This is a genomic window from Paraburkholderia sp. BR14320 (assembly GCF_040948665.1).
GTDB lineage: Bacteria > Pseudomonadota > Gammaproteobacteria > Burkholderiales > Burkholderiaceae > Paraburkholderia > Paraburkholderia youngii.
In genome coordinates this window covers 1-22,573 of sequence record NZ_JBFPKG010000033.1, presented here as the reverse complement: position 1 = coordinate 22,573, position 22,573 = coordinate 1, and the positions used below count along the sequence as shown (strand labels likewise).

The following is a 22,573-nucleotide window of genomic DNA, read 5'->3' as shown; positions in this document are numbered from 1 at the left end:
CACGCTTGCATCAGGCAAAGACGAACCGCCTGTCGAGTCGGTACTTCACGACATAGCCGATCGTCAGGCCGATGGCGCCGCCGAGGAAGCGTGCCGGCTCGGAATGAAAGATGGCGTCGGCGCCAAACTCGAATCCCCAGAAGATGAACGTGGTCGCCACGCCCATCAACGAATACAGAAAGAAGCTCGCCACCCCATGCGAAAGATTATTGTGGCGGTAGCGAAAAATCCAGATCTTGTCGAGGACGAACTTCAGTACGAGACCGCCTCCGGTGCCGACCACCACCGAGAGCATGACGTCGAAAGGACCCTCGTACACAATCAGCGACAGCTTTTGCAGGCCGATGTTCACGACGATCGACAGGGCCGCGAAGACTGCATAAAGAATGACGAGGTGGGGGGTGGCGAGAGGTTTGGCCGATGAATTCACGGTATCGTTGCGTTGATCTATCGACTGTCTGAAAGCGGTCGGCCTGCGCGAGCGCGACTGGCCCGCCGGCCGGCTTCCATTACAGCGACAGCCGGTTGAAGATGCGGCGCGGAATCGAGCGAATGATCAGCATAATGCCCGCCCAGAACCACGGGGTATACAGCACGTCGCGGTGACGCGCCACGGCCTTCACGATGTCGGCGGCCACAGCCTGCGGTGTCGCCACGAGCGGCTTGGGCAACGGCAGGCCCTGCGTCATCGGTGTAGCGACGAAGCCAGGCTTGATCGTCACCACATGTCCACCGACCTTTTTCAGGCGTGCATTGAGTCCTTCGCAGAACGTGGCAAGTGCGGCTTTCGCACTGCCGTAAAGGTAGTTCGACGGACGTCCACGATCGCCGGCGACCGAGGCGATCACCGCCAATGTGCCGCTGCGCTGTTCCTCGACGATATTAGCGAAACGCGTCAGTAGCGCGATCACCGAAACGACGTTCGTCGTGAACTCGCGCACCGCGACGGCTGCGTCGCGCTCGCATTCGCGCTGATCGGGCAAGGTGCCCGGCGCAACCAGCACGATGTCGATGCTGCCGAGAGCGGCCCGGCATGCCTGCACGACCGCCTCCTGCGCGCCGAGATCGTCGATATCCAACTGGTGGCAGCTAACGAACCCGGCGCCGCGCGCCTTCAGATCGTCGGCGGTTTCCTGAAGGCGCCGCGCGTTGCGGGCGACCAGCGCGAAGCGTACACCCGGTCCATTCCATGCACGCGCGCAGGCCGAAGCGATGGCCGAAGTGGCTCCAATGATGACGATGTTCTTCATGAGCGAGTCGTTCGTTCCCAGAATCGAGAAAGCAAAGCAGGATCCCTCAGTGTCTCCAGGTCGGTCCACCGCGGGTAGGCCGCGCGGAAATCCTCCCCCGACATGTGCGCATCCTTTGCCGGATACAGACGTCCACCGCTCGCGCGGACGATCGCGTCGAGCGTATCGAACAGGCGCCGGTTGGACGCCTCGCGCTGCGGGAAGTCGAGCGCCAGCGAAGTGCCCTCCCGTGGAAAGGAAAGCCACCCCGGCGACCGAAGATCACCGCAGCGCTTGAGCACGGCAAGAAAGGAGCCGGTGCCGCTGCGCGAAATCGCATCGAGCACGTCGCGTATCGCCGCGCGCGCGCAATCTGGCGGGATTACGCATTGATATTGCTGGAAGCCGGAGCGTCCATAGATGCGGTTCCACTGCAGTAGCGCGTCGAGCGGATAGAAATAGCTATCGTATCCGACCTTCGCCTTGGTCTCGCCAGCGGCCTGGCGGCGATAATACGCCTCGTTGAAAAGACGCAGCGTCAGTTTGTTGAACACAGGAACGGGCGAGACGATAGGAACCGTGTGCTTTTTGCGGCGCTCGACTGCGAGCGGCCCTTCCGGCGCATGATCGCCGACCATGAAAATCCCCCGTCCGAGCGCCGCGCCACGGCTCTGGCAATCGATCCACGCGACGCTGTATTCGTGATGCGGATCGAGGCGCTCGGACAGGACGAAGAATTCGTCGACATTGTCGAAGCGGATGCTCGATACATCCATCATGCTCGTGCGGATTCGCATCAGTTGAATCTCGACCCACGTGATCAGTCCCGTGAGCCCCAGTCCGCCGATAGTCGCACCGAAAAAATCGGGCTCGGCGTCCGTCGCGTTTCTGGGCGCGCATTCGCGCTCGCTGCCATCGCTGCGCAACAGGCCGAAGCGGCGCACATGACGGCCGAAGGTGCCTCGGACGTGATGGTTCTTGCCGTGAACATCGTTGGCCACAGCGCCACCAAGCGTCACATATTTGGTTCCCGGCGTGACCGGCAGCATCCAGCCGCGCGGAATCGCGAGCTCGAGAATCGTCTCCAGCGTGACGCCCGCCTCGGCGCGCAGCACGCCACTCGACGCGTCGAAGTCGATGAGCCTATCGAGACCCCGCATGCACACGACCTGGCCCGAGGACGCGAGACAGCTGTCGCCGTAGCTGCGGCCCTGGCCGAATCCGAGCGTCGTGCCGCTAGCCGACGCCGCCGAGCGCCAGGCTGGCGCTACGCCGTCGCGCCACGCCGGTGTGTGCGGATTCTGCGGCGCATAGGGATAAAGCCCCCAGGACTGAACGTGCGCCATGTTTCAGATGGCCAGCCAGAACACGACAGCGCACAACCCGATGACGGCCCAGCTACCTCGATCCTTGGCGGCGAAAACGACAGGATCGTCGTGCATCTGACCACGATGGGCGATGATCCAGATACGGCTGACCCAATAGAGCAGAAGCGGACAGGCCAGCCAGATGAACTGGGGATGGCGATACAGCAAAAGCGTGTTGGCGTCCTGGATATACAGCGCCAGCACCAGCACGGATAGATAGCCAGCCGCCGCTCCGAGCGATGAGACCAGCGAAAGATCACCCGCCACATATCCTCGGCCCCGCGACGTGACGAGCCCGCGCGCCTGCAGCAGGTGCAGTTCGGCAAAGCGCTTGACCAGGGCGAGACTGAGGAAAATGAACATCGAGAAAGCGAGCAGCCAGAAGCTCAGCCGTGCATCGATGGCCGCGCTCCCCGCCACGATTCGCGATGTGTATAGGCAAGCGAGCGCCACGACGTCCACCATGACGTGCCGCTTCAGATAGAAAGAGTAGGCGAGCGTCAGCGCGTAGTAGGCGATCAGCGCCAAGGTGAATCGGTACGGCAGTAACGCGTGGGCGATTCCAAACCCGATCACCAATAGAACCGGAAACAACATCGCGCCCTGCCATAGCGGCAAGGTTCCTGCCGCGAGCGGGCGCCGACGCTTGGTCGGGTGGTGCCGATCGTCCTCGAGATCGAGCAGATCATTCAGCAGGTAGACGCTCGATGCGCACAGCCCGAACGATATGAAACCGAGGGCGGCCATGGCGAGCAGATGCATCGACGTTGCCTCGTGCGCGGCCAACAGCGGCAAGAAAATCAGCAGGTTCTTGAGCCACTGATGCAACCGCAGTGACTTCGCCCACACCCGGGTGCGAGGCGGACGCGTCTCGATGACGGTCTCGACGTTGCCCCGCCTGCGCGCGACCCGCTCGACACCGACCGATGGGTTGACCACGTAGGCGCGGTCGGCAACCTCCCACACGGGAACGTCCGCATGCGAATTGCCGGCGTAATCGAAGCCCTTTTCGCTGAATTCCGCGACCAGCCGATCGCGCTTGTTGCGCGAGCTCAGGTTCACGTTGCCATTGGTCGCGAAGGTTTGGTCGAACAGACTCAGGTGATCGGCAATCGCATGCGCGAAGCGCTCATGGCTCGCGGTGGCAAGCACGAGGCGGCGACCGGCGGCGCGCTCCTGCTTCAGCCAGTCCAGGACCGTCTCGTCATAGGGCAGCACCGTCACGTCGATATTGGTCGTCTGCGCGAGACGCGACTTGAGCCCAGGCTTGCCAAAGCGCAACAGCCAGAGCAGCGGCTCATAAAAACGATGAGGCGCGGCTTTGAAAAATGCGAATGCGCTTTCGATCAGCACATCGGAGCGCATCAGCGTTCCGTCGAGATCGACTACGAGGGGCTTTTGACTCATTTGAGCGGGCCTAAACAGAGAAAAGTGTGATCACGCGAAACGCTCTTCCGCTCCCCCACTCCCCGAATGATGGCAATCGCTGGCGGCCAACAAGGATCTCGTTCGCCGAGTGATATTTACACCGCCCTTCCCGGCATAGGGTTGGCAACATGGGCGCCCGCATTATGCGAGGCGCTCGTCGCGCGACAGGCACAACTTCAACGCCTCCTTCCAATGCGGCGCGGCGAGCCCGAACACACGCGCCAGTTTGTCGTTCGACATCCTCGAATTGGCGGGGCGCTTTGCGGGCGTCGGGTAGTCCGCGGCCGGAATCGGCAGCGTGTTCGGCCTGTTCGGCAAATCCGCGAGTTCGAAGATGGCCGACGCGAAGCCGTGCCACGACGTCGAGCCGCCCGCGCACAGGTGATAGATGCCGGAACGCTCGTTCCACCACTTCACGCCGTCTTCGGCGGCGAAGCCCTGCGCGCACAGATGCGCGGTCAGCGTCGCGATCGTGTTGCACCACGTGGGCGCGCCGAACTGGTCGGCCACCACCTTCAACTCGGCACGATCGGCGCCTAGCCGCAGCATCGTCAGCAGAAAGTTCTTGCCGCGCGTGCCGTACACCCAGCTGGTGCGCAACACGAGATGATTGACGCCGCTCGCCGCGATTGCCTGCTCGCCCGCGAGCTTGCTGGCACCGTAGACGTTCTGCGGATCGGTCGGATCGTCCTCGACGTACGCGCCTTCCTTGGCGCCGTTGAACACGTAGTCCGTCGAATAGTGGATCAGCGCGGCGCCGACCTTTCTCGCTTCGTCGGCGAGCACGCCCGGCGCTTCGCCGTTGATGCGCATTGCCAGCTCGCGCTCCTCGTCGGCCTTGTCCACCGCCGTGTACGCGGCCGGATTGACGATCAGCGCGGGACGCAGCTCGCGCACCACTGCGCGAATCTGATCGAGGTTCGACAGATCAAGCCGTGTGCGATCGACCGCCACCACGTTGCCGAGCCCTTGCAGCGTGCGAGCGAGCTCATAGCCGACCTGGCCGTTTGCGCCGGTGACGAGAATCGTCCGTGTCGCGTGGTGTGCGCTCATGCGATCCCCTTATGCGTAGACTTCGGCGTCGGCGAGACGCTTGCCCGCCGCATCCTTGGCCGCGAGCAGCGGCTCGAAGTCGATCGGCCATTCGATGCCGATCGCCGGATCGTTCCACGCGATGCTGCGCTCGTGTTCCGGGAACCAATAATCCGTGGTCTTGTACAGGAACTGCGCGGACTCCGACAGCACGACGAAGCCGTGCGCGAAACCGGGCGGCACCCACAGCTGCCGGTGGTTCTCCACCGACAACGTCACGCCGACCCACTTGCCGAAGTTCGGCGAACTCTTGCGGATGTCGACGGCGACGTCGAACACCTCGCCCTCGACCACGCGCACGAGCTTGCCCTGCGCATGCTGGATCTGATAGTGCAGACCGCGCAGCACGCCGCGAGCCGAGCGCGAGTGATTGTCCTGCAAGAACTCGACGCCCGGCTCGACTTTGTCGGCGAATTCGAGCGCATTGAAGCTTTCGAAGAAAAAGCCGCGCGCATCGCCGAACACCTTCGGCTCGATGATCTTGACTTCGGGCAGCGAGGTTGGGGTTACCTGGATGGCCATGCGACTCGATCCGTCAGAATGTTTTGCAGGTACTGGCCGTAGCCATTTTTCGCGAGCGGCCTGGCGAGCGCGAGCAGTTGCTCGCCGTCGATCCACTGACGCCGGTACGCGATCTCTTCCGGACACGCGACCACCAGACCCTGGCGCTTCTGCAGCGTCGCGATGAAGGTCGCGGCTTCGATCAGCGAGTCGTGCGTGCCGGTGTCGAGCCACGCGTAACCGCGGCCCATGATCTCGACGTTGAGCGCCGCGTTCGCGAGGTAGCGCGAGTTCACGTCGGTGATTTCGAGCTCGCCGCGCGCGGACGGCTTGATGTCCGCGGCGATGTCGCAGACCTGCCTGTCGTAGAAGTACAGGCCGGTGACCGCGTAGTTCGAACGCGGCTTGGCGGGCTTTTCCTCGATCGACAACGCGCGGAACTGCTTGTCGAATTCGACCACGCCGTAGCGCTCCGGGTCCTGCACGTGATATGCGAACACGGTGGCGCCTTCGGTCTGATCGTCCGCGCGTTCGAGCTGCTTCGCGAGATCGTGGCCGTAGAAGATGTTGTCGCCGAGAATCAGCGCCGACGGATCGTTGTTCACGAACTCGCGGCCGATGATGAACGCCTGCGCGAGCCCATCCGGCGACGGCTGCACCGCGTACTGGATGTTCATGCCCCACTGGCTGCCGTCGCCGAGCATCGCCTCGAAGCGCGGCGTGTCCTGCGGCGTGGAGATGATCAGCACGTCGCGAATACCCGCCACCATCAGCGTGGACAGCGGGTAGTAGATCATCGGCTTGTCGTACACCGGCAGCAGCTGCTTGGAGACGACGTGCGTGATCGGATACAGGCGAGTGCCCGAACCGCCCGCGAGAATAATGCCTTTGCGCGCCATTGCCGTGCCTTTACGCGCGCTGCGCGTAGTTGGTCTCTACCCACTTCCGGTATTCGCCCGAAGCGACTTCGTCGACCCATTGCTGGTTGTCGAGATACCACTGGACCGTTTTGGCGAGCCCCGTCTCGAACGTTTCCGCCGGCTTCCAGCCGAGTTCGCGCTCGAGCTTGCGGGCGTCGATCGCGTAACGGCGGTCGTGGCCCGGACGATCCGTCACATAGGTGATCTGGTCGCGATAGGAGCCCGCCGCCTTCGGACGCTGCTGGTCGAGCAGGTCGCACAGCGTGTGCACGACCTCGAGATTCTTCTTCTCGTTCCAGCCGCCGACGTTGTACGTCTCGCCCGGCGTGCCGCGCGCGAGCACTTCGCGGATCGCGCTGCAATGGTCGCCGACGTACAGCCAGTCGCGCACGTTCTGCCCGTCGCCATACACCGGCAGCGGCTTGCCGCCGAGCGCGTTGGCGATCATCAGCGGAATCAGTTTTTCGGGGAACTGGTACGGACCGTAGTTGTTCGAGCAGTTGGTGGTCAGCACCGGCAGGCCATACGTGTGATGGTAGGCACGCACGAGGTGATCCGAGCCGGCCTTGGTCGCCGAATAGGGGCTATTCGGCGCATAAGGCGTCGTTTCGGAGAACTGCGGATCGGTTGCGGACAGCGAGCCGAACACTTCGTCGGTCGACACGTGCAGGAAGCGGAATGCGGCACGCTCCGCTTCACCCAGCGTGTTCCAGTAGCTGCGCGTCGCATCGAGCAACGTGAAGGTGCCGACCACGTTGGTCTGCACGAAATCGGCCGGACCGTGAATCGAGCGATCCACATGGCTCTCGGCCGCGAAATGCAGCACGGCGCGCGGCTTGTGTTCGGCCAATAGCGCGTCGAGCGCGGCGCGATCGCAGATGTCGACGCGCGCGAAAATGTGTTTGGAATTGCCCTGTAGCGACTTCAGCGTGCCCAGGTTGCCGGCGTAGGTCAGTTTGTCTACGTTGAGCACCGCTTCGTCCGACGCATTCAGCCAGTCGAGCACGAAATTGGCGCCGATAAATCCGGCACCGCCCGTTACGAGGATCATGTAATTCCCTTGTGGGTGTGAGCGGCGCCCGAAATCGACTCGCCGACCTTCTCACGATGCGTAATGGTTTCCGATTCTGCAGCAATCCGTTGCATTCGCTTGTGCGCAAGCAAACGCTCGGACGCTATTCTTATGATGACCCGATTATACGGTTGTCCACGCCAAAAATTCGAATTCAACCATTTGAAACAGCCTCACCATTCTGGCTGCCATTTGCTGTCCTAGTGACTGTTTATGCGGTCGCTAACACGAACCGAGCACAGAAACGCCATGACATGTCGCGCTCGACACCGTTAATGGATCGTATCCAGTCGACCGGACGCCGCCGCGGCGTGTGCTGTGCCCTGCGTGTCAGGCTCACCCGCCCCCACACCGCTTCGATCACGGTGTGCCCACGCCCGCTCAACTTCTCGACCAGATAGCGGCCGGTAAAACCGTTCGCACCGGTGACGAGCGTGCGAATCAATTGCTTCGCGACGGGAGACGACATGCTGGCTTCGTTCACGAGAGAGTCATCCTGTTGTTGTATTGGAATAGCGCACGCGGTCCATGCGGGGTTGCCCGCGTCCCACAACGTGATCGCGCAATGTCCGAACCCCAAACGGGCTATTATGTCACGCTAGCTTGCTGCTCTGCCCAGCGTGGCACGCGTCGTGCAACACCGCGCGTGTCGAATCGACCTGATTTCCTCGATGACATCCCACAACGCTTCCAGTACGTCCGCTCCCCTCGTTCCTCTTGCATTCGGCGATCTGCAAGGCTGCCGTGCGCCGTTTCAGCAACTGCTCGCCAAAGCCGCGCCGCCGGACGGCACACCGCTGTGGTTCGCCGGCGATCTGATCAACCGCGGTCCCGACTCGCTCGACACTTTGCGGGACGTCATCGCGTTCGGCGAGCGCGCGGTGCCGGTGCTCGGCAATCACGATCTGCATCTGCTGTCGGTGTCGGCGGGGATTCGCAAGTCGAAGAAAGGCGACACGATCGAAGACATCCTCGCCGCGCCCGATGCTGCCGATCTGCTGGAGTGGATTCGCCACCGGCCGCTCGCGCATTTCGACAACGGCATGCTGATGGTGCACGCGGGCGTGCTGCCGCAATGGGATACGACGCTGACGCTGGAACTCGCCGACGAATTGCAGCGCGCGCTGCGTGCGCCGAACTGGAAAGAAACGCTTGCCGGCCTGTACGGCAACGAGCCGAACCGCTGGAAGCCGGGCCTGAAGGGAATCGAGCGCCTGCGCGTGACGTGCAGCGCGTTGACGCGCATGCGCTTTTGCAGCGCCGAGGGGGTGATGGATTTCAGCAGCAGCGGCACGCTCGCATCCACGCCGAGCGGCTGCATGCCATGGTTCGACGTGCCGTCGCGCCAGACCGCCGACGTGACCGTCGTGTTCGGTCATTGGGCCGCGCTGGGCCTGATGCTGCGCGATAACCTGATCGGCCTCGATTCGGGTTGCGTGTGGGGGCAGAAGCTGTCGGCGGTACGGCTCGCGCGAAATCCGGCCGAGCGTACGTTGACGCAGGTCGATTGCGATTCGTGCGGCGTGCCGCGCGGGGGCAATTGAACAGAAGGCGGCGACGCTGCCCGGCAGCACCGCCGCTCAGGCCGAGCGGCGCGGCTGATCGACGGGCTCGATCAGCGTTTCCGGCGTCTCGGCGGCGTCGCTCGACGGCGCGGCAGCTGCCACGTCGCCCTCTTGCGCGACCGTCCCCGCCACTGCGTTGCCGGCCTGCATGTCCCGCAACGCGTTCGCCACCACATTCTGAGCCTGCGCCGCGAGCACCCGCCGGTCGGCGTTCGGCGCGAGCGGTGCGCCGACATAGACGTGAGCGGTTAGCGGACCGCCACGCAACAGCATGTCGAGCGAGTCGGACAATGACACATCGTCGATATACGCGGGTGCGGTCGACTGCCGGCCCTGCGCATCCTCGTACATGATGCACAGCGGCTGCACCGGCACACCGGCCGACACCGCCGCCTGGAACATGTTCGCGTGAAAGGGCAGCAACTCGAGCCCGTTCGACGTCGTGCCTTCGGGGAACACGCACATCAGTTCACCCGCACTGAGCCGATCGGCGAGTTCGTGCATGATCCGCTTCGCGTCGCTGCGCTTCTCGCGCTGGATGAACACCGTATCGAGCTGCTGCGCGAGCCAGCCGACCACCGGCCATTGCCGGATCTCCGCCTTCGACACGAACGGCGTCGGCCGCCACGCGTTGATCACGTAGATGTCGATCCACGAGACGTGATTGGCGACGACGAGCGCGCCACGATCGAGCCGCACCGCATCGTTATGCACGACGAGGCGCATGCCGCACAGCCGCAGCATCTTCAACGACCACGCGCGATTGAGCGCGTGTCGCCGCTCGGCGCTCGCGTTCGGAAAGCGCGTCGCGACGGTCCACATGCCGTGCAGCAGATGCGTGATGAGACGGATCTTGCGTAACGCGAGCTTCATGGCCGGAGCTTTCCTTGACTGGACCGAGACGATGCCCGCTCAGCGCTGTTCGTACGCGAGCTGACCGGACACGACGGTCGCGCGCACCTGCGCCGGAAGTTCGTAGCCGAGGAACGGCGTGTTGTGCCCCTGGCTCTTCAGCGCGCGCGGCTCGACGCGCCAGTGAGCGTGACGGTCGAACACGCAGAGGTCGGCCACCGCGCCGACCGCGATACGGCCAGCCGCTTCGAGGCCCAACACCTGCGCCGGCGCCGCGGTGATGCGATTGAGCGCGGTCGCGAGCGGCACGCCCGCTTCGTCGGCCCACTTGACCGTCAGCGACAGGAACAGTTCGAGGCCAGTCGCGCCGGGCGTCGCTTCGGCGAACGGCAGCAGCTTTTCGTCGTCGTCGACCGGCGTGTGCGCGGAGCAGATCGCGTCGATCGTGCCGTCGACGAGGCCCGCGCGGATCGCTTCGCGATCGCGCTGTTGACGCAGTGGCGGATCGAGCCTGAACTGCGCGTCGAAATAGCCGATGTCGAGGTCGATCAGATGCACGTGGTTGACCGTGACGTCGCACGACACCGGCAGGCCTTCGGCCTTCGCCGCGCGCACGAGCGCGACGCCCGCCGCCGACGACACATGCGACACATGCACACGCGCGCCGGTCACGCGCACGAGTTCGAAGATCGTATGCAGCGCGATCGTTTCGGCCGACACCGGCACGCCCGACAGACCGAGCCGCGACGCCAGCGCGCCGCTCGCGGCGACGCCGCCCTTGCCGAGGTACGCATCGACGGGACGCAGCCACACGGTGAAGCCATAGGTCTTCGCGTATTGCAGCGCGCGCATCAGCACCTGGGTATCGACGATCGGCGTGTCGGCCTGCGAGAAGCCGACGCAGCCCGCCTCGGTCAGCTGGACCATCTCGGTGATGACTTGCCCCTTCAGACCGACCGTCAGCGCACCGAGCGGATACACGTGCGCCTTGTTCAGATTGCGCGCGCGGAACTTCAGCATTTCGACGAGGCCCGGCTCGTCGAGCGTCGGATCGGTGTCCGGCGGACATACGAGGCTCGTCACGCCGCCCGCGAGCGCCGCGGCCATTTCCGAGCCGAGCGTCGCCTTGTGCTCGTAGCCCGGCTCGCGCAAACGCGCGCACAGGTCGACGAGACCCGGCGCGATCGACAGACCGTGGGCGTCGATCGTGCGCTCCGCCTGGAAGCCGGCCGGCGCCTGGCCGAGAGCGGCGATCTTGCCCGCCTCGATAAAAATGTCCTGCTGCTGTTCGGTGCCCGCTGCCGGATCGATCAGCGTGCCGCCTTGAATATGAATCTTCATGCGCTGCCTTTGTTAAACCTGTGGTTCAGCCCTGTGGTTCAGCCTATCGTTCGGCTTCCCGATCAGTCGTCGCTCAGTCGTTATTGCCCGCGACGATCCCCATCACCGCCATGCGCACCGCGATACCGAACGTCACCTGATTCAGGATCACCGATTGCGGGCCGTCCGCGACCTGCGAGTCGATCTCGACGCCGCGGTTCATCGGACCGGGGTGCATCACGATCGCATCGGGGGCGGCGAGCGCGAGTCGCTCGGGCGTCAGCCCCCAGCTCTTGAAGTACTCCTGCGACGACGGCAGCAACGCGCCGCTCATGCGTTCGTTCTGCAGGCGCAACATGATGATCACGTCGACGTCCTTCAGCCCTTCGTCGAGGTTGTGGAACACGCGCACGCCCATCTGTTCGAGGCCGCCCGGCAGCAGCGTGCGCGGACCGATCGCGCGCACTTCGGGCACGCCGAGCGTGGTCAGCGCATGAATGTCCGAGCGCGCGACGCGCGAATGCAGGATGTCGCCGACGATCGCCACGCGCAGCTTCGTGAAGTCTTTCTTGTAGTGGCGGATCGTGTACATATCGAGCAGACCCTGCGTCGGGTGCGCGTGACGGCCGTCGCCGGCGTTGATCACGTGCACGTGCGGCGCGCAGTGCTGCGCGATCAGGAACGGCGCGCCGCTCGACGCATGACGCACGACGAACAGATCGGCGTGCATCGCCGACAGGTTGTTGATCGTGTCGAGCAGCGATTCGCCCTTGCTCGTCGACGACGCGTTGATGTTCAGATTCAGCACGTCGGCCGACAGCCGCGTGGCCGCGATCTCGAACGTGGTACGGGTGCGCGTCGAGTTCTCGAAGAACAGGTTGAACACCGACTTGCCGCGCAGCAGCGGTACCTTCTTCACTTCGCGATCGGTCACGCTGACGAACTGGTCGGCGGTCTCGAGAATGTGATTGACGATGGCCTTCGGCAAGCCCTCGATCGACAGCAGATGCTTGAGCTCGCCGTTCTTCGTGAGCTGCGGGTTGCCCTTCAGGAAGCCGTAGCGGAAGCGCTCGGATGCGCTAGCGGAGGAATCTTGCGGAGCCTGGGTGGCGGTGTTCATGATGTACCTGCTTCAAATACGGGCGTCAACGTGATCGAGGTCGGCGCGTCGCTCGCGCGAGTTTCAATCGACGCGTGCTTCAGTGTGAAAAGAGAACCGCTGGCCGCCCGCGCCGTCGTCTTCGTGGGCCAGCACGAGCGTCGCGTCGGCCGGCACGTCGACCACGCCGCCGACGAAGCGCGCCGCCACCGGCAACTCGCGTCCGCCGCGATCGGCGAGCACCGCGAGTTCGACCGATGCCGGCCGGCCATAGTCATACAGTTCGTTTACCGCCGCGCGAATCGTGCGGCCCGTGTACAGCACGTCGTCGACCAGCACGATGCGGCTGCCATCCACCGCGAACGGCAGCGAGGTCGGGCTCGCCTGCGCGTGCAGCCCTTTCTTCGCGTAGTCGTCGCGATGCAGCGCGACATTCACCACGCCGAAGCTCGCCAGGTGCAGGTCGCGCGCGAGCCGCTCGGCGAGCCATGCGCCGCCGCTATGGATACCCGCTAGCACCGCCGCCTGGGCGCCGTCGTGCGCTGCGGCGAGCTGGTCGCCATAGGCCGCGCGAATCTGGTCGAGCAACGCGCGATACAGCGCTTCGGCGTCAATGGAACTCATGATCGTCGGAAAGTCCGTCAAGATATTGCTGGAGGATGATGCTCGCGGCTTCGGCATCGAGCATGTCGGCGCGGGCGTTGCCGGCGCGGATTTCCGCCTCGGCCTCGACTGACGAGTAGCGCTCATCGACCCACGTGACCGGCAGATTGAAGCGGCCGTTCAGCTGGTTGCCGAAGCGCTTCGCGAGCTGCGTGCGCTCGTGCGGTGTGCCGTCGGGGTGCATCGGCAGGCCGACCACCAGCGCATCGGGCTTCCATTCGGCGATCAGCTTGCCGAGCGCTTCGAAACGGTAATCCTTGCTGCGGTTCTGCACGACGACGAGCGGCCGCGCGCGGCGCGTCAGCGAATTGCCGACCGCCACGCCGATGCGTTTCACGCCGTAGTCGAACGCAAGCAGCGTCGCCTCACGTCCGGCCGGCAGATTCATGCGCGGCCCCTCATGCGTGCCCGGCCTCGCCCGACAGCATCGACAGCGACACGCCGAGCAGCGCGAGCGCCGCTTCGAGACGATCTTCGGCCGGCACGTCGAAGACGATCTTCGGATCGGCCTCGACCGTCAGCCAGCCGTTCTTCGAGATTTCGTCTTCGAGCTGACCGGCGCCCCAGCCGGCGTGGCCGAGCGTCAGCAGAAAACGCTCCGGACCGTTGCCGCTCGCAACGGCCTCGAGCACGTCTTTCGAGGTGGTCATTTCGAGCCCGCCCGGCACCGACATCGACGACGTGTACGCGCTGCCGCCTTTCGGATCGTGCAGCACGAAGCCGCGCTCGGTTTGCACCGGGCCGCCGAAATACACGGGAACATGGAGAAGAGGTTCGATCTCGAGCTTCAGATCGATGCGATTGAAGAGCGCTTCCAGGTCGATATCGGTCGGCCGGTTGATCACGAGGCCGAGCGCGCCGCGCTCACTGTGATCGCAAAGGTAGACCACCGTTCCTGAAAACGTCGGATCGGCCATGTTCGGCATGGCGATCAGGAACTGGTTGGTCAGATTGATGCGATCGGTACTCTTGGACATAGTTCGGATTTTAGCAAAGACGATGCGCGATGGCGGGCTGCTTTGAGCATGGCAACGCGTTGGGTTGCACGCTACGTGCGGCGTCATCGACGCCGGATCAAGTTCCACTCTATCACGCGCGCGACTTGCGCCATGCCGCGATCAGGCGCCGAAACACCGCGTAGAACGGCAGGTTTGACGCGCGTCGCGTAGTAGCGCAATTGTGACTTGTCACAATGGGTTTCAGCGGATTCGGCACGCTTCGGTCGAGACGTAGCCGACGCAATTCGCGCGCCACGTCGCGCGTTTGGTTCAAGTTTGCTTGCGCTTCACGCGCCGCCCTGCTCGATTGCGCGCGTGAGCGCGGCGAGCGCCGCCTGCGTGGAGCTGCCGCCGGCCGGCCCAACACCCGCGGCGACCTTGTGCAGCGACGCGCGCAACGCCTCGGCGGCCTGTTCGAGCGTGTCGGCCGCCGGCGCGCCGACGATCACGTGTACGCGCACCGCCGGCGTCGCGACCGCCGCATGCGCACGACGTCGCCATGCGAGCCCGAGCGCATCGGCGAGCAGCGCCACGTGACCAAGGCCGAGCGCGCAGGCGGCCGAGCCGAGCCGGTAGGCGGCGTCGCCCGCCTGCAGCGCTTCACTCGGGTCGGCTTTCTCCGGCTGATCGGCCGCGCGGGCATGGGCGGCGAGCGCCTCGATCGACGCTTCGGCGGTCTGCAGGAAATCTTCGTATGCGTTCGCGTTGACGCTCAGCACGCCGAGATCACGCGTGTGCGGCAGCGACTGCGCTTCGAGCGCGCGCGCCTCCCACAGCGCTTCCGACGACTGCGTGCCGGCGACGTGCCAGTCGACGGTCAAGCCGTAATCGTGCAGCACCTCGACCTGGTCGGCGTCTTGCGCGGCCGCGCCGAACAGCGCGTAGTCGCGCCACAGCAGCGCGAGCGTGGCGCGCACCAGCGAACGCGGCGCCCGCTCGATGCCGCGCGCGTGATCGGCGAGCGCCAGGTTGCAGCGCGCGTAGAAGCGCCGTGCGTCGATATCGCGAATTGCATGGCCGCGCGCGCGCAGCGCCTTGGCACAGGCGCGCGCGAGCCGCCAGAAGTCGTAGGGATCGGGGCCGGCGAGTTCGGCGAAGACGGCGTCGAGCTCGTCGAGCGCGGCGTTGGTGACCGCAAGCGCCACCGCGCTACCCGTGTCGGCCTGCGAGCGCAGCACCGGCAGCAGAGCGCGCTCGTAGCGTGCCCGCAGATGCGCCAGCTGGTCGGCGGATTGCGCGTGCAGCGACGCGGGCGGCACCGGCCGCGCGCACAGCGCGAGGTCTTCGAACGCGACGGCGGCGCCCGGCGTGGGTTCGACGAGTTGCGCGCACAACTCGCGGTAGTGGTTGAACAGCGTCGGCGAGCAGCTGAGCTCGCGCAGATTGTGACGTTCGAGCGCCGCGCGGAAGTCATGCAGCGCCGCGCCGAACACCGGCCGGGCGCTTTGCGCTTCGGCCGACTCGTCGCTCGCGAGCGGCGAGAGCCGCACCAGCGCGTCGGCGAAACGCTGCGCGCTGAGCCAGCCCGCCGTGCGCAATGCATGCGACGCGCGCAGCAGCGCGGCACCGCTCTCGTGGCGCTGCTCAAACGCGAGCGACGCCTCGGCGAGCGCAAGTTCCGCGGAGCGGACAGCGCCGCCGCGCGGATTCGGCAGTGCATCGATGGAAACGGGTGCAGCGGATCGAAGAGTCATGGGCAGGCGACACGAAGCTGACGGCGCCGTCGCTTCGCGCCGCGTGCCGAGTGAGCGGCCACCGCGCGAACCGGCGACAGGACAATGACAGACTACCGTTGCGACACGACGCGTCCGGCGATGTTCCGCGCCAGCGCGCTCTGACAGGCGCCGGGCGCGCCGGACGCATCAAGCGATTGCAGCAATTGTGCGGTGGAGACACCGCTCACCTTCGGGATTGAAGCTCAGGGTTCAGGTTGGGTTGGGGACCGAACCTCGGGACCCCGTTTGGAGGCCGAAGCTTGCGGCGGCTTGCCGTGCTTCAGATCTGGACCATTTCGAAGTCTTCCTTGCGCGCTCCGCACTCAGGACACGTCCAGTTGATGGGCACGTCTTCCCAGCGCGTGCCCGGCGCAATGCCTTCGTCGGGCAAGCCGGCCTCTTCGTCGTAAATCCAGCCGCAAATCAGGCACATCCAGCTTTGATATTCCATTCTTTTGTCGCGTCGTTGAGTCCGTGGAAACGGGAGCCATGATGGTACCGTGTTGCCGCCCCCATGCCTAGCAATCGAAAACGCGCAATCGTAGCGTGGACCGGCCTTCGGCGGGGCGCCCACGCGCCGTGCCGGCGCCGCTTGCGGCGTCTTGCCACGCGTTGGGCGGGCGCCAGCGGCACCGTAGAGTGCGCCCTCGGGCAAGCTGCGCGAAAAAACGCCCTGTCAACGGTTTAGGCCGCATAATTGAGCCACTTGCGCACTGTGCGCCGAAATCCTGCTTTTCTCATCCATTTTCATGCCCAGCGACACGCCTCCGATCGTCCTCACCTTCGGCCTCTCCGATCCCACTGGCGGCTCCGGCCTGCAGGCGGACCTGATGACACTTGCCAGCATGGGCTGCCACGGCGTTTCCGTGCTCACGGGCTACACCGTGCGCGACTCGGCGAGTTGCGATGAAGTGACCGGCCTCGACCCGGACATCGTCGCGACGCAGGCGCGCATGCTGCTCGAGGACATGCCGATCGCCGCCTTCAAGGTCGGCGCGTGCACGCGCGCCGAAGTGGTCAGCGCGATCGCGGAAGTGGTGGCCGACTACGACGATGTCCCGCTGATCCTCGCCCCGGACTTCACGCTCGACGACGAACACGTGCTCGCCGCCGACGAACTGCGCGAAGCGATCGCCGATCTGCTCGCACCGCAAACCACACTGCTGGTCGCCGACGCGTCGACGCTGCTTGCGCTCGCGCAGCCCGACGGCGACGCCGAGGCGCCGAGCCTCGACGCCGCGATCTCGCACCTGCTGTCGCAGGGCTGCGAATACATTCTGTCGACGGAAACCGGCACGCACCGGCTCGTCAACACGCTCTTCAGCGAGGACGGCCAGTTGCGTCAGGACATGTGGGACCGCGCGCCCCATCGGCTGACAGGCCTGACCGATACGCTCGGCGCAGCGATCGCCGCGCTGCTCGCCAACGGCCAGGAGCCCGCGGAAGCTGTGCGCGAAAGTCAGGAGTATCTGTATCAGGCGGTGCGCAATGCGTTCCGACCCGGCATGGGGGCGTACATGCCCGATCGGTTCTTCTGGGCACGCAGCAGCGACGACGACGAAACCCCGCCCGCGCAAGGCAAGGGCGCAGCGCCCGGCGAAGCGCGGCACTGACCTGGTCATTCATCGGTAATCGATCGCGGATTCCACGGAACGCCTGCACAACGCTGGCACGTCGCGACAAGGCTGGCACTGCGAGTGAGCCAGAGGAGTCAGGAGAACTTTTACATGAAAGAGCCGCCCAGCTTCGTGCAACGCTTCCCCGGCAAGATCGCGGCGCAGGACCGCCTGCGCATATTTGATCAGACGCCCGCCACGATCTGGCTGACCGGCCTGTCCGGCGCCGGTAAATCGACACTGGCGTTCGCGCTCGAGGAGCGGCTGATCGCGCTCGGTCATGCCTGCTATGTGCTCGACGGCGACAACATCCGCCAAGGTCTGGCGAGCGATCTGGGCTTCGAGCGCGACGACCGGCGCGAGAACATCCGCCGCGTCGCGCACGTCGCCCAGTTGATGAACGACGCGGGTTTGATCGTGATCACCGCGCTGATTTCACCGCTACGCGAAGACCGCGCAATGGCGCGCGAGATCATCGGAGCAGACAAGTTCGTCGAAACCCACGTCTCCGCCTCGCTCGCCACCTGCGCGAGCCGCGATCCCAAAGGTCTTTACGCGAAGGCGAGGTCAGGCGAGATCAGCTCGTTCACCGGCGTATCGGCGCCCTATGAAGCACCGATCGATCCCGACCTGCACGTCGACACCGGAGCGCTGAGCCCCGCGCAAAGCGTCGCGCAGATCTTCCACTACCTGCGCGAAAAGTGTCTCGGAAGATCGGCTCAGCGTACGGCTCACGCCGCGGGCGCCTGATCCGAACTCAGGGCGTCCGGAAGCGCTCGCCGGCCGCCACATCAACCCCGACGCCCAAACGAAAAAACCCGCCTGAGCGGGTTTTTTCGTTTGGGGAAACGCCTCGCGGTGCACTCCCCCTCATGGACTTCCAACCGGGCCTCGTCCGTGATCCAGACGCGCGGCAATTCAACCACGCGACCGGACCACGAGGCCCGAGCGGAATTACATGTCCATGCCCATGCCGCCCATGCCGCCGGGCATGCCGCCAGGCATCGGAGCATCTTCCTTCGGCAGTTCGCAGACAGCTGCGTCGGTCGTCAGCAGCAGGCCAGCAACCGAAGCTGCGTTTTGCAGCGCCGTGCGCGTCACCTTCGTCGGGTCCACGACACCTGCGTCAACCAGGTCGACGTACTCGCCGGTCGCTGCGTTGTAGCCGTAGTTGCCCTTGCCAGCAGCAACCGCTGCCACGACGACGCTCGCTTCTTCGCCACCGTTGGTGACGATCTGGCGCAGCGGCTCTTCCATTGCGCGCAGAACGATCTTGATACCTGCGTCCTGATCGGCGTTAGCGCCCTTCAGGCCAGCGATCGCCGTACGTGCACGGATCAGCGCGACGCCGCCACCAGCGACGATGCCTTCTTCCACAGCTGCGCGCGTTGCGTGCAGTGCGTCTTCGACACGTGCCTTCTTTTCCTTCATTTCGACTTCAGTCGCAGCACCGACCTTGATCACTGCAACGCCGCCTGCCAGCTTGGCAACGCGTTCTTGCAGCTTTTCACGGTCGTAGTCCGAGGTCGCTTCTTCGATCTGCTTGCGCACTTGCTTGACGCGAGCTTCGATGTTCGCTGCTTCGCCAGCGCCGTCGATGATCGTGGTGTTTTCCTTGCCCACTTCGATACGCTTCGCCTGGCCCAGTTCAGCCAGCGTTGCCTTCTCGAGCGTGAGGCCGGTTTCTTCAGCGATGACCTGACCGCCGGTCAGGATCGCGATGTCTTCCAGCATCGCCTTACGACGATCGCCGAAGCCCGGTGCCTTGACAGCAACGGTCTTCAGGATGCCGCGGATGTTGTTGACCACCAGCGTTGCGAGCGCTTCGCCTTCGACGTCTTCAGCGATGATCAGCAGCGGACGGCCAGCCTTCGCGACTTGTTCCAGAACCGGCAGCAGATCACGGATGTTCGATACCTTCTTGTCGTGCAGCAGCACGAACGGGTTGTCGAGCACGGCAACTTGCTTGTCCGGGTTGTTGATGAAGTACGGCGACAGGTAGCCGCGGTCGAATTGCATACCTTCGACGACGTCAAGTTCGTCTTGCAGCGACTTGCCGTCTTCGACGGTGATCACGCCTTCCTTGCCGACCTTGTCCATGGCTTCAGCGATGCGCTCGCCGATCGACGAATCGCTGTTCGCCGAGATCGCGCCAACCTGGGCGATTTCCTTGTTGGTCGTGCACGGCTTGCTGATCTTGCGCAGTTCTTCGATTGCGGCTGCAACAGCCTTGTCGATGCCGCGCTTCAGGTCCATCGGGTTCATGCCCGATGCGACGTACTTCATGCCTTCGCGGACGATCGATTGCGCGAGAACCGTAGCGGTCGTCGTGCCGTCGCCTGCGTTGTCGCTGGTCTTGGAAGCGACTTCCTTGACCATTTGCGCGCCCATGTTCTGGAGCTTGTCTTTCAGTTCGATCTCTTTTGCGACCGACACACCGTCCTTGGTGACCGTCGGGCCGCCGAAGCTGCGCTCGAGGACCACGTTGCGGCCCTTCGGACCCAGCGTGACCTTCACGGCGTTGGCGAGAATGTTCACGCCTTCGACCATCTTGGCACGGGCGGAATCACCGAATACGACGTCTTTAGCTGCCATCTTCTAACTCCTTGAATACTTTGGATATAACCGGGGAAGTAGCGACGTTGCGCTTACTTCTGCACCACGGCCATGATGTCTTCTTCGCGCATCACAAGCAGTTCGTTGCCGTCGACCTTGACGGTCTGGCCTGCGTACTTGCCGAACAGGACGCGGTCGCCGACCTTCACGTCGAGGGCGATCGCTGCGCCCTTGTCGTCGCGCTTGCCCGGGCCGACTGCGAGGATTTCACCTTGATCCGGCTTTTCCGCTGCGGCTTCGGGGATCACGATGCCCGACGCGGTCTTGGTTTCCTGATCCAGACGCTTGACGATCACGCGATCATGCAAAGGACGAAGGTTCATACATACTCCTCTCTGATTGAGACTGAAGAACGCTGAGAAAACCCGGCTGGACGAGCCAACCGGAGATGTTGTTAGCACTCTCGTGCAGCGAGTGCTAATTATATGGACGGGTAGTGACAAATTCAAGAAGTGCGGAGGAGCGACACCGCGGGCGGGGTTTTGCCCGACCGGCGGGGTGCGGGCGCATCGGCGCGGTCATGCGCGTGAGCTGCGAACCCGAGCAAAAACAAATACTTGCAGCGAGGTTCGCGGCCTGTCGCCGCACCGAGAGGGGGCGGTATCGCAGACAAACAGCAGCCGCGCACCGTACTCCATCCCGTCGGATCTCCTGTTTCCAGGGAAAACCCCCGTCCGGTCGAGCATAAGGTCGCAAGGCCCGTACGGCCCGCGACACCGACCGGCTCATCCGGTTCGACTCACTTCTGCGCAGGCGGGCGCAACGCATTACCTGCCATCCACTTGAGCCGTTCGCAATTGACCTTGATGCGCGCTGCGAATTCCTTCGGATCTCGCTCGCGCAGTGCGTTCATCTGGCTATTGGTGTCGTCGGCGCGATGCCAGCCCGCGTCCCAGCGCTGATCGAAATCGGTCGCTCCGGTCAGCACCTTTCGGAGCCGCTCCTTATAGGCGCCGATCCGCTCGGGCGACGCGCCGCAAAACGCCTGCGCGAAATTCGCCCGCTCGCCCGCCGTCTCCGCGCTCATGTTGGCGTCGCTCGCGCCGCTCGCGAGCGGCGCCGCGAGCGACAGCATCGACCAACAAAGCGCAGCGCAAAGCGGTCGATAGCGATACGATAGGTTCTTCATCTTCGACTCCTGACGATCCTTCGTGGCGACCAGGGATTGTCCCGATCTGCAACGCCGCCTTGCCGATTGTGTCCTGATTGCACTGCACGATGGCGTTTTCGCGCGCTATTCGATGCATCGCGCGGCCAAGCCGCGGTGCTACGCTCGTTAAACCGGCATTCGCGACGTGCCCTTCCGGGGAGCCGTGGCACGAGCACCGCAACGCCACGGCCTATCGGCAGGCCGCGACAGAAACACGAGCGCCAGGCATCAACAACAAGCTCGAAACGACACGAAATCAAACACAAAAAGGCGAGACATCGCTGCGGGAGTGACTGCGATGGCATTTAAAACATATACCGTACTGACGCTATTGGTGACGAGCACAGCCGCGTTCGCGTGGCGGCCAGTCACCTATCCGATCCGAAGTCAGAGCCCTTACGAGCGCAGCATCGATAACGCGATGTGCTACGCCGAGGCGAACCGCGTGACCGGGGTCAACATGGCCCACGAGTCGCAGATTCCGCCGCGTCAGCCGCCGGCGGCCAAAGGTGCGTCGACCGGCGTACCGTCGAAACCCCCGCTTCCCCCCAGTTCCTTCTCGGCCACGCCGCTGCCGTGGAACGCGAGCGCGCCCGAAGCCGCGAGCGCGCCGCTCGCCGGCGCGCAAGCGCCTGGCGGCGCAGCGTCGGCGAAGCCCGTGAACGAAGCCGCGGCCGGCGCCAGCGCGCCTGGCGCGCCGGCCACCGCGGCGGCGAATGCACCGCCGAACGCATCGGCGGCGGCACCGGGCGCAACGGCGGCACCCGGCGCATCGGACGGAGCGGCCGCTTCGACGCAGGCCAACGCGGCGTCGAACGTGAAGCTGCCGCCGCTGCCCGCGCCCGAGCCTCCGATGACCCGCTATTGGGCCGCCTACGGCGCGTGCATGCAGGCGCGCGGTTACGTCGTCCAGTAGTTCGGCCGACGCCGCCTGCGAGCGTCGTCGCATTCATTCTTTTGATGGCGCCGGCCTTCGGCGCCAGTGGAGCGACACGGCCATGCCGCGCGACTCGACTTCCGACCAGCCGTTTTTCCATCACTGCGCATACTGCGGCGTGCCGCTGCCGGGCCGTTTTTCGCCGTGTCCCGCATGCCATGCGCTACCGATCGATTCGTTCGATACCGACGACAAGCCCGGCGAGCGCGCCGCGCGATCCCGGGCGCTGAGCACATCGCGCGCGCAACTCGACCCGCTGCCAGCGGCCGCGAGCTTGCCCGCGGACCGTGCGTCGCGACGCTCTGCGCAAACGAAGATGAGCCCCTACGAACTGCTCGACGAGGCCACGTTCGAGCCGGGCGGGCGTCGACGGCGGCACCCGCTCGCGCTAACCGCGGCCGCGCTCGCGACGCTCGGCGCGGTGTATATCGGC

Annotated in this window: 24 protein-coding genes and 1 pseudogene; 5 read left to right on the top strand and 20 right to left on the bottom strand. The window is 64.7% G+C overall.

The genetic code is table 11. The features are described 5' to 3' along the window. Positions 1-10: 10 nt before the first annotated feature. From AB3X89_RS26110 to AB3X89_RS26070, 9 genes are all read right to left on the bottom strand, one after another. On the bottom strand, positions 11-430 hold the full coding sequence (locus AB3X89_RS26110) for a GtrA family protein (protein WP_368585869.1): 420 nt from the start codon (positions 428-430) through the stop codon (positions 11-13). A gap of 79 nt (positions 431-509) precedes the next feature. Further along, complete coding sequence (locus AB3X89_RS26105; protein WP_152850842.1) at positions 510-1,250, bottom strand: SDR family oxidoreductase; 741 nt, start codon at positions 1,248-1,250, stop codon at positions 510-512. Further along, entirely contained in the window at positions 1,247-2,575 is a 1,329-nt protein-coding gene (locus tag AB3X89_RS26100) for an FAD-dependent oxidoreductase (RefSeq protein ID WP_368585868.1), read from the bottom strand. The genes AB3X89_RS26105 and AB3X89_RS26100 overlap by 4 nt, the downstream gene beginning before the upstream one ends. A 3-nt stretch (positions 2,576-2,578) precedes the next feature. Further along, on the bottom strand, positions 2,579-4,003 hold the full coding sequence (locus tag AB3X89_RS26095; RefSeq protein WP_152850844.1) for a UbiA family prenyltransferase: 1,425 nt from the start codon (positions 4,001-4,003) through the stop codon (positions 2,579-2,581). 162 nt (positions 4,004-4,165) lie between these two features. Next, complete coding sequence (rfbD, locus tag AB3X89_RS26090; protein WP_368585867.1) at positions 4,166-5,077, bottom strand: dTDP-4-dehydrorhamnose reductase; 912 nt, start codon at positions 5,075-5,077, stop codon at positions 4,166-4,168. A 9-nt stretch (positions 5,078-5,086) separates the two neighbouring features. Further along, a complete protein-coding gene (gene rfbC / locus AB3X89_RS26085; RefSeq protein ID WP_368585866.1) occupies positions 5,087-5,638 on the bottom strand; it encodes a dTDP-4-dehydrorhamnose 3,5-epimerase in 552 nt (183 codons plus the stop codon). Continuing rightward, positions 5,623-6,516: a glucose-1-phosphate thymidylyltransferase RfbA gene (gene rfbA / locus AB3X89_RS26080; RefSeq protein WP_368585865.1), complete on the bottom strand. Its 894-nt coding sequence runs from the start codon at positions 6,514-6,516 to the stop codon at positions 5,623-5,625. The genes rfbC and rfbA overlap by 16 nt, the downstream gene beginning before the upstream one ends. 10 nt (positions 6,517-6,526) lie before the next feature. Beyond that, positions 6,527-7,588, bottom strand: coding sequence for a dTDP-glucose 4,6-dehydratase (gene rfbB / locus AB3X89_RS26075; protein ID WP_368585864.1), 1,062 nt, complete (start codon positions 7,586-7,588; stop codon positions 6,527-6,529). 232 nt (positions 7,589-7,820) lie between these two features. Further along, positions 7,821-8,093, bottom strand: a complete 273-nt coding sequence (locus tag AB3X89_RS26070; protein WP_368585863.1) for an NAD-dependent epimerase/dehydratase family protein — start codon at positions 8,091-8,093, stop codon at positions 7,821-7,823. A 187-nt stretch (positions 8,094-8,280) separates the two neighbouring features. Between AB3X89_RS26070 and AB3X89_RS26065 the strand changes: the two genes are divergently transcribed. Further along, on the top strand, positions 8,281-9,153 hold the full coding sequence (locus AB3X89_RS26065) for a symmetrical bis(5'-nucleosyl)-tetraphosphatase (protein WP_368585862.1): 873 nt from the start codon (positions 8,281-8,283) through the stop codon (positions 9,151-9,153). A 36-nt stretch (positions 9,154-9,189) separates the two neighbouring features. Here the strand turns inward: AB3X89_RS26065 and AB3X89_RS26060 are convergent, their stop codons facing one another. The 8 genes from AB3X89_RS26060 to AB3X89_RS26025 form a co-directional block, all read right to left on the bottom strand. Further along, positions 9,190-10,047, bottom strand: coding sequence for a lysophospholipid acyltransferase family protein (locus AB3X89_RS26060; RefSeq protein ID WP_368585861.1), 858 nt, complete (start codon positions 10,045-10,047; stop codon positions 9,190-9,192). 39 nt (positions 10,048-10,086) lie between these two features. Further along, positions 10,087-11,367, bottom strand: a complete 1,281-nt coding sequence (locus tag AB3X89_RS26055; protein WP_368585860.1) for a dihydroorotase — start codon at positions 11,365-11,367, stop codon at positions 10,087-10,089. Positions 11,368-11,440: 73 nt separating this feature from the next. Next, a complete protein-coding gene (locus AB3X89_RS26050) occupies positions 11,441-12,466 on the bottom strand; it encodes an aspartate carbamoyltransferase catalytic subunit (RefSeq protein ID WP_008920711.1) in 1,026 nt (341 codons plus the stop codon). A gap of 63 nt (positions 12,467-12,529) precedes the next feature. Continuing rightward, on the bottom strand, positions 12,530-13,069 hold the full coding sequence (gene pyrR / locus AB3X89_RS26045) for a bifunctional pyr operon transcriptional regulator/uracil phosphoribosyltransferase PyrR (protein WP_368585859.1): 540 nt from the start codon (positions 13,067-13,069) through the stop codon (positions 12,530-12,532). Further along, the gene (gene ruvX, locus AB3X89_RS26040; protein WP_368585858.1) at positions 13,056-13,496 is read right to left on the bottom strand and encodes a Holliday junction resolvase RuvX; all 441 of its coding nucleotides are present in this window, start codon (positions 13,494-13,496) and stop codon (positions 13,056-13,058) included. Before ruvX ends, pyrR begins: the two co-directional genes overlap by 14 nt. A gap of 10 nt (positions 13,497-13,506) precedes the next feature. Next, positions 13,507-14,085, bottom strand: a complete 579-nt coding sequence (locus AB3X89_RS26035) for a YqgE/AlgH family protein (protein ID WP_013088593.1) — start codon at positions 14,083-14,085, stop codon at positions 13,507-13,509. Between the two features lie 308 nt (positions 14,086-14,393). Continuing rightward, entirely contained in the window at positions 14,394-15,800 is a 1,407-nt protein-coding gene (locus tag AB3X89_RS26030) for a hypothetical protein (RefSeq protein ID WP_368585857.1), read from the bottom strand. 301 nt (positions 15,801-16,101) lie between these two features. Continuing rightward, on the bottom strand, positions 16,102-16,272 hold the full coding sequence (locus AB3X89_RS26025) for a rubredoxin (protein ID WP_006047743.1): 171 nt from the start codon (positions 16,270-16,272) through the stop codon (positions 16,102-16,104). 298 nt (positions 16,273-16,570) lie between these two features. Between AB3X89_RS26025 and AB3X89_RS26020 the strand changes: the two genes are divergently transcribed. Both AB3X89_RS26020 and cysC read left to right on the top strand, forming a co-directional pair. Continuing rightward, positions 16,571-17,434, top strand: coding sequence for a hydroxymethylpyrimidine/phosphomethylpyrimidine kinase (locus AB3X89_RS26020; RefSeq protein WP_368585856.1), 864 nt, complete (start codon positions 16,571-16,573; stop codon positions 17,432-17,434). A 114-nt stretch (positions 17,435-17,548) separates the two neighbouring features. Continuing rightward, positions 17,549-18,187: an adenylyl-sulfate kinase gene (gene cysC / locus AB3X89_RS26015; RefSeq protein ID WP_368585855.1), complete on the top strand. Its 639-nt coding sequence runs from the start codon at positions 17,549-17,551 to the stop codon at positions 18,185-18,187. A gap of 204 nt (positions 18,188-18,391) precedes the next feature. Here cysC and groL read toward each other — a convergent pair whose 3' ends face one another. From groL to AB3X89_RS26000, 3 genes are all read right to left on the bottom strand, one after another. Next, on the bottom strand, positions 18,392-20,032 hold the full coding sequence (groL, locus tag AB3X89_RS26010) for a chaperonin GroEL (RefSeq protein WP_013088588.1): 1,641 nt from the start codon (positions 20,030-20,032) through the stop codon (positions 18,392-18,394). A 53-nt stretch (positions 20,033-20,085) separates the two neighbouring features. Continuing rightward, a complete protein-coding gene (groES, locus tag AB3X89_RS26005; protein WP_008923887.1) occupies positions 20,086-20,376 on the bottom strand; it encodes a co-chaperone GroES in 291 nt (96 codons plus the stop codon). A 416-nt stretch (positions 20,377-20,792) separates the two neighbouring features. Continuing rightward, positions 20,793-21,182, bottom strand: coding sequence for a hypothetical protein (locus AB3X89_RS26000; protein WP_368585854.1), 390 nt, complete (start codon positions 21,180-21,182; stop codon positions 20,793-20,795). Between the two features lie 319 nt (positions 21,183-21,501). Here AB3X89_RS26000 and AB3X89_RS25995 point away from each other — a divergent pair, with 319 nt between their 5' ends. Both AB3X89_RS25995 and AB3X89_RS25990 read left to right on the top strand, forming a co-directional pair. Next, positions 21,502-22,119: a hypothetical protein gene (locus AB3X89_RS25995; RefSeq protein ID WP_368585853.1), complete on the top strand. Its 618-nt coding sequence runs from the start codon at positions 21,502-21,504 to the stop codon at positions 22,117-22,119. Positions 22,120-22,201: 82 nt separating this feature from the next. Next, positions 22,202-22,573, top strand: a pseudogene (locus tag AB3X89_RS25990) (hypothetical protein); the annotation flags it as partial.

Bases quoted from the DNA above. Each gene is read 5' to 3' on its own strand.
- AB3X89_RS26105 (WP_152850842.1), bottom strand. From the start codon at position 1,250: ATGAAGAACATCGTCATCATTGGAGCCACTTCGGCCATCGCTTCGGCC.
- AB3X89_RS26100 (WP_368585868.1), bottom strand. From the start codon at position 2,575: ATGGCGCACGTTCAGTCCTGGGGGCTTTATCCCTATGCGCCGCAGAAT.
- AB3X89_RS26095 (WP_152850844.1), bottom strand. From the start codon at position 4,003: ATGAGTCAAAAGCCCCTCGTAGTCGATCTCGACGGAACGCTGATGCGC.
- rfbD (WP_368585867.1), bottom strand. From the start codon at position 5,077: ATGAGCGCACACCACGCGACACGGACGATTCTCGTCACCGGCGCAAAC.
- rfbC (WP_368585866.1), bottom strand. From the start codon at position 5,638: ATGGCCATCCAGGTAACCCCAACCTCGCTGCCCGAAGTCAAGATCATC.
- rfbA (WP_368585865.1), bottom strand. From the start codon at position 6,516: ATGGCGCGCAAAGGCATTATTCTCGCGGGCGGTTCGGGCACTCGCCTG.
- rfbB (WP_368585864.1), bottom strand. From the start codon at position 7,588: ATGATCCTCGTAACGGGCGGTGCCGGATTTATCGGCGCCAATTTCGTG.
- AB3X89_RS26065 (WP_368585862.1), top strand. From the start codon at position 8,281: ATGACATCCCACAACGCTTCCAGTACGTCCGCTCCCCTCGTTCCTCTT.
- AB3X89_RS26060 (WP_368585861.1), bottom strand. From the start codon at position 10,047: ATGAAGCTCGCGTTACGCAAGATCCGTCTCATCACGCATCTGCTGCAC.
- AB3X89_RS26055 (WP_368585860.1), bottom strand. From the start codon at position 11,367: ATGAAGATTCATATTCAAGGCGGCACGCTGATCGATCCGGCAGCGGGC.
- AB3X89_RS26050 (WP_008920711.1), bottom strand. From the start codon at position 12,466: ATGAACACCGCCACCCAGGCTCCGCAAGATTCCTCCGCTAGCGCATCC.
- pyrR (WP_368585859.1), bottom strand. From the start codon at position 13,069: ATGAGTTCCATTGACGCCGAAGCGCTGTATCGCGCGTTGCTCGACCAG.
- ruvX (WP_368585858.1), bottom strand. From the start codon at position 13,496: ATGAATCTGCCGGCCGGACGTGAGGCGACGCTGCTTGCGTTCGACTAC.
- AB3X89_RS26035 (WP_013088593.1), bottom strand. From the start codon at position 14,085: ATGTCCAAGAGTACCGATCGCATCAATCTGACCAACCAGTTCCTGATC.
- AB3X89_RS26030 (WP_368585857.1), bottom strand. From the start codon at position 15,800: ATGACTCTTCGATCCGCTGCACCCGTTTCCATCGATGCACTGCCGAAT.
- AB3X89_RS26025 (WP_006047743.1), bottom strand. From the start codon at position 16,272: ATGGAATATCAAAGCTGGATGTGCCTGATTTGCGGCTGGATTTACGAC.
- AB3X89_RS26020 (WP_368585856.1), top strand. From the start codon at position 16,571: ATGCCCAGCGACACGCCTCCGATCGTCCTCACCTTCGGCCTCTCCGAT.
- cysC (WP_368585855.1), top strand. From the start codon at position 17,549: ATGAAAGAGCCGCCCAGCTTCGTGCAACGCTTCCCCGGCAAGATCGCG.
- groL (WP_013088588.1), bottom strand. From the start codon at position 20,032: ATGGCAGCTAAAGACGTCGTATTCGGTGATTCCGCCCGTGCCAAGATG.
- groES (WP_008923887.1), bottom strand. From the start codon at position 20,376: ATGAACCTTCGTCCTTTGCATGATCGCGTGATCGTCAAGCGTCTGGAT.
- AB3X89_RS26000 (WP_368585854.1), bottom strand. From the start codon at position 21,182: ATGAAGAACCTATCGTATCGCTATCGACCGCTTTGCGCTGCGCTTTGT.
- AB3X89_RS25995 (WP_368585853.1), top strand. From the start codon at position 21,502: ATGGCATTTAAAACATATACCGTACTGACGCTATTGGTGACGAGCACA.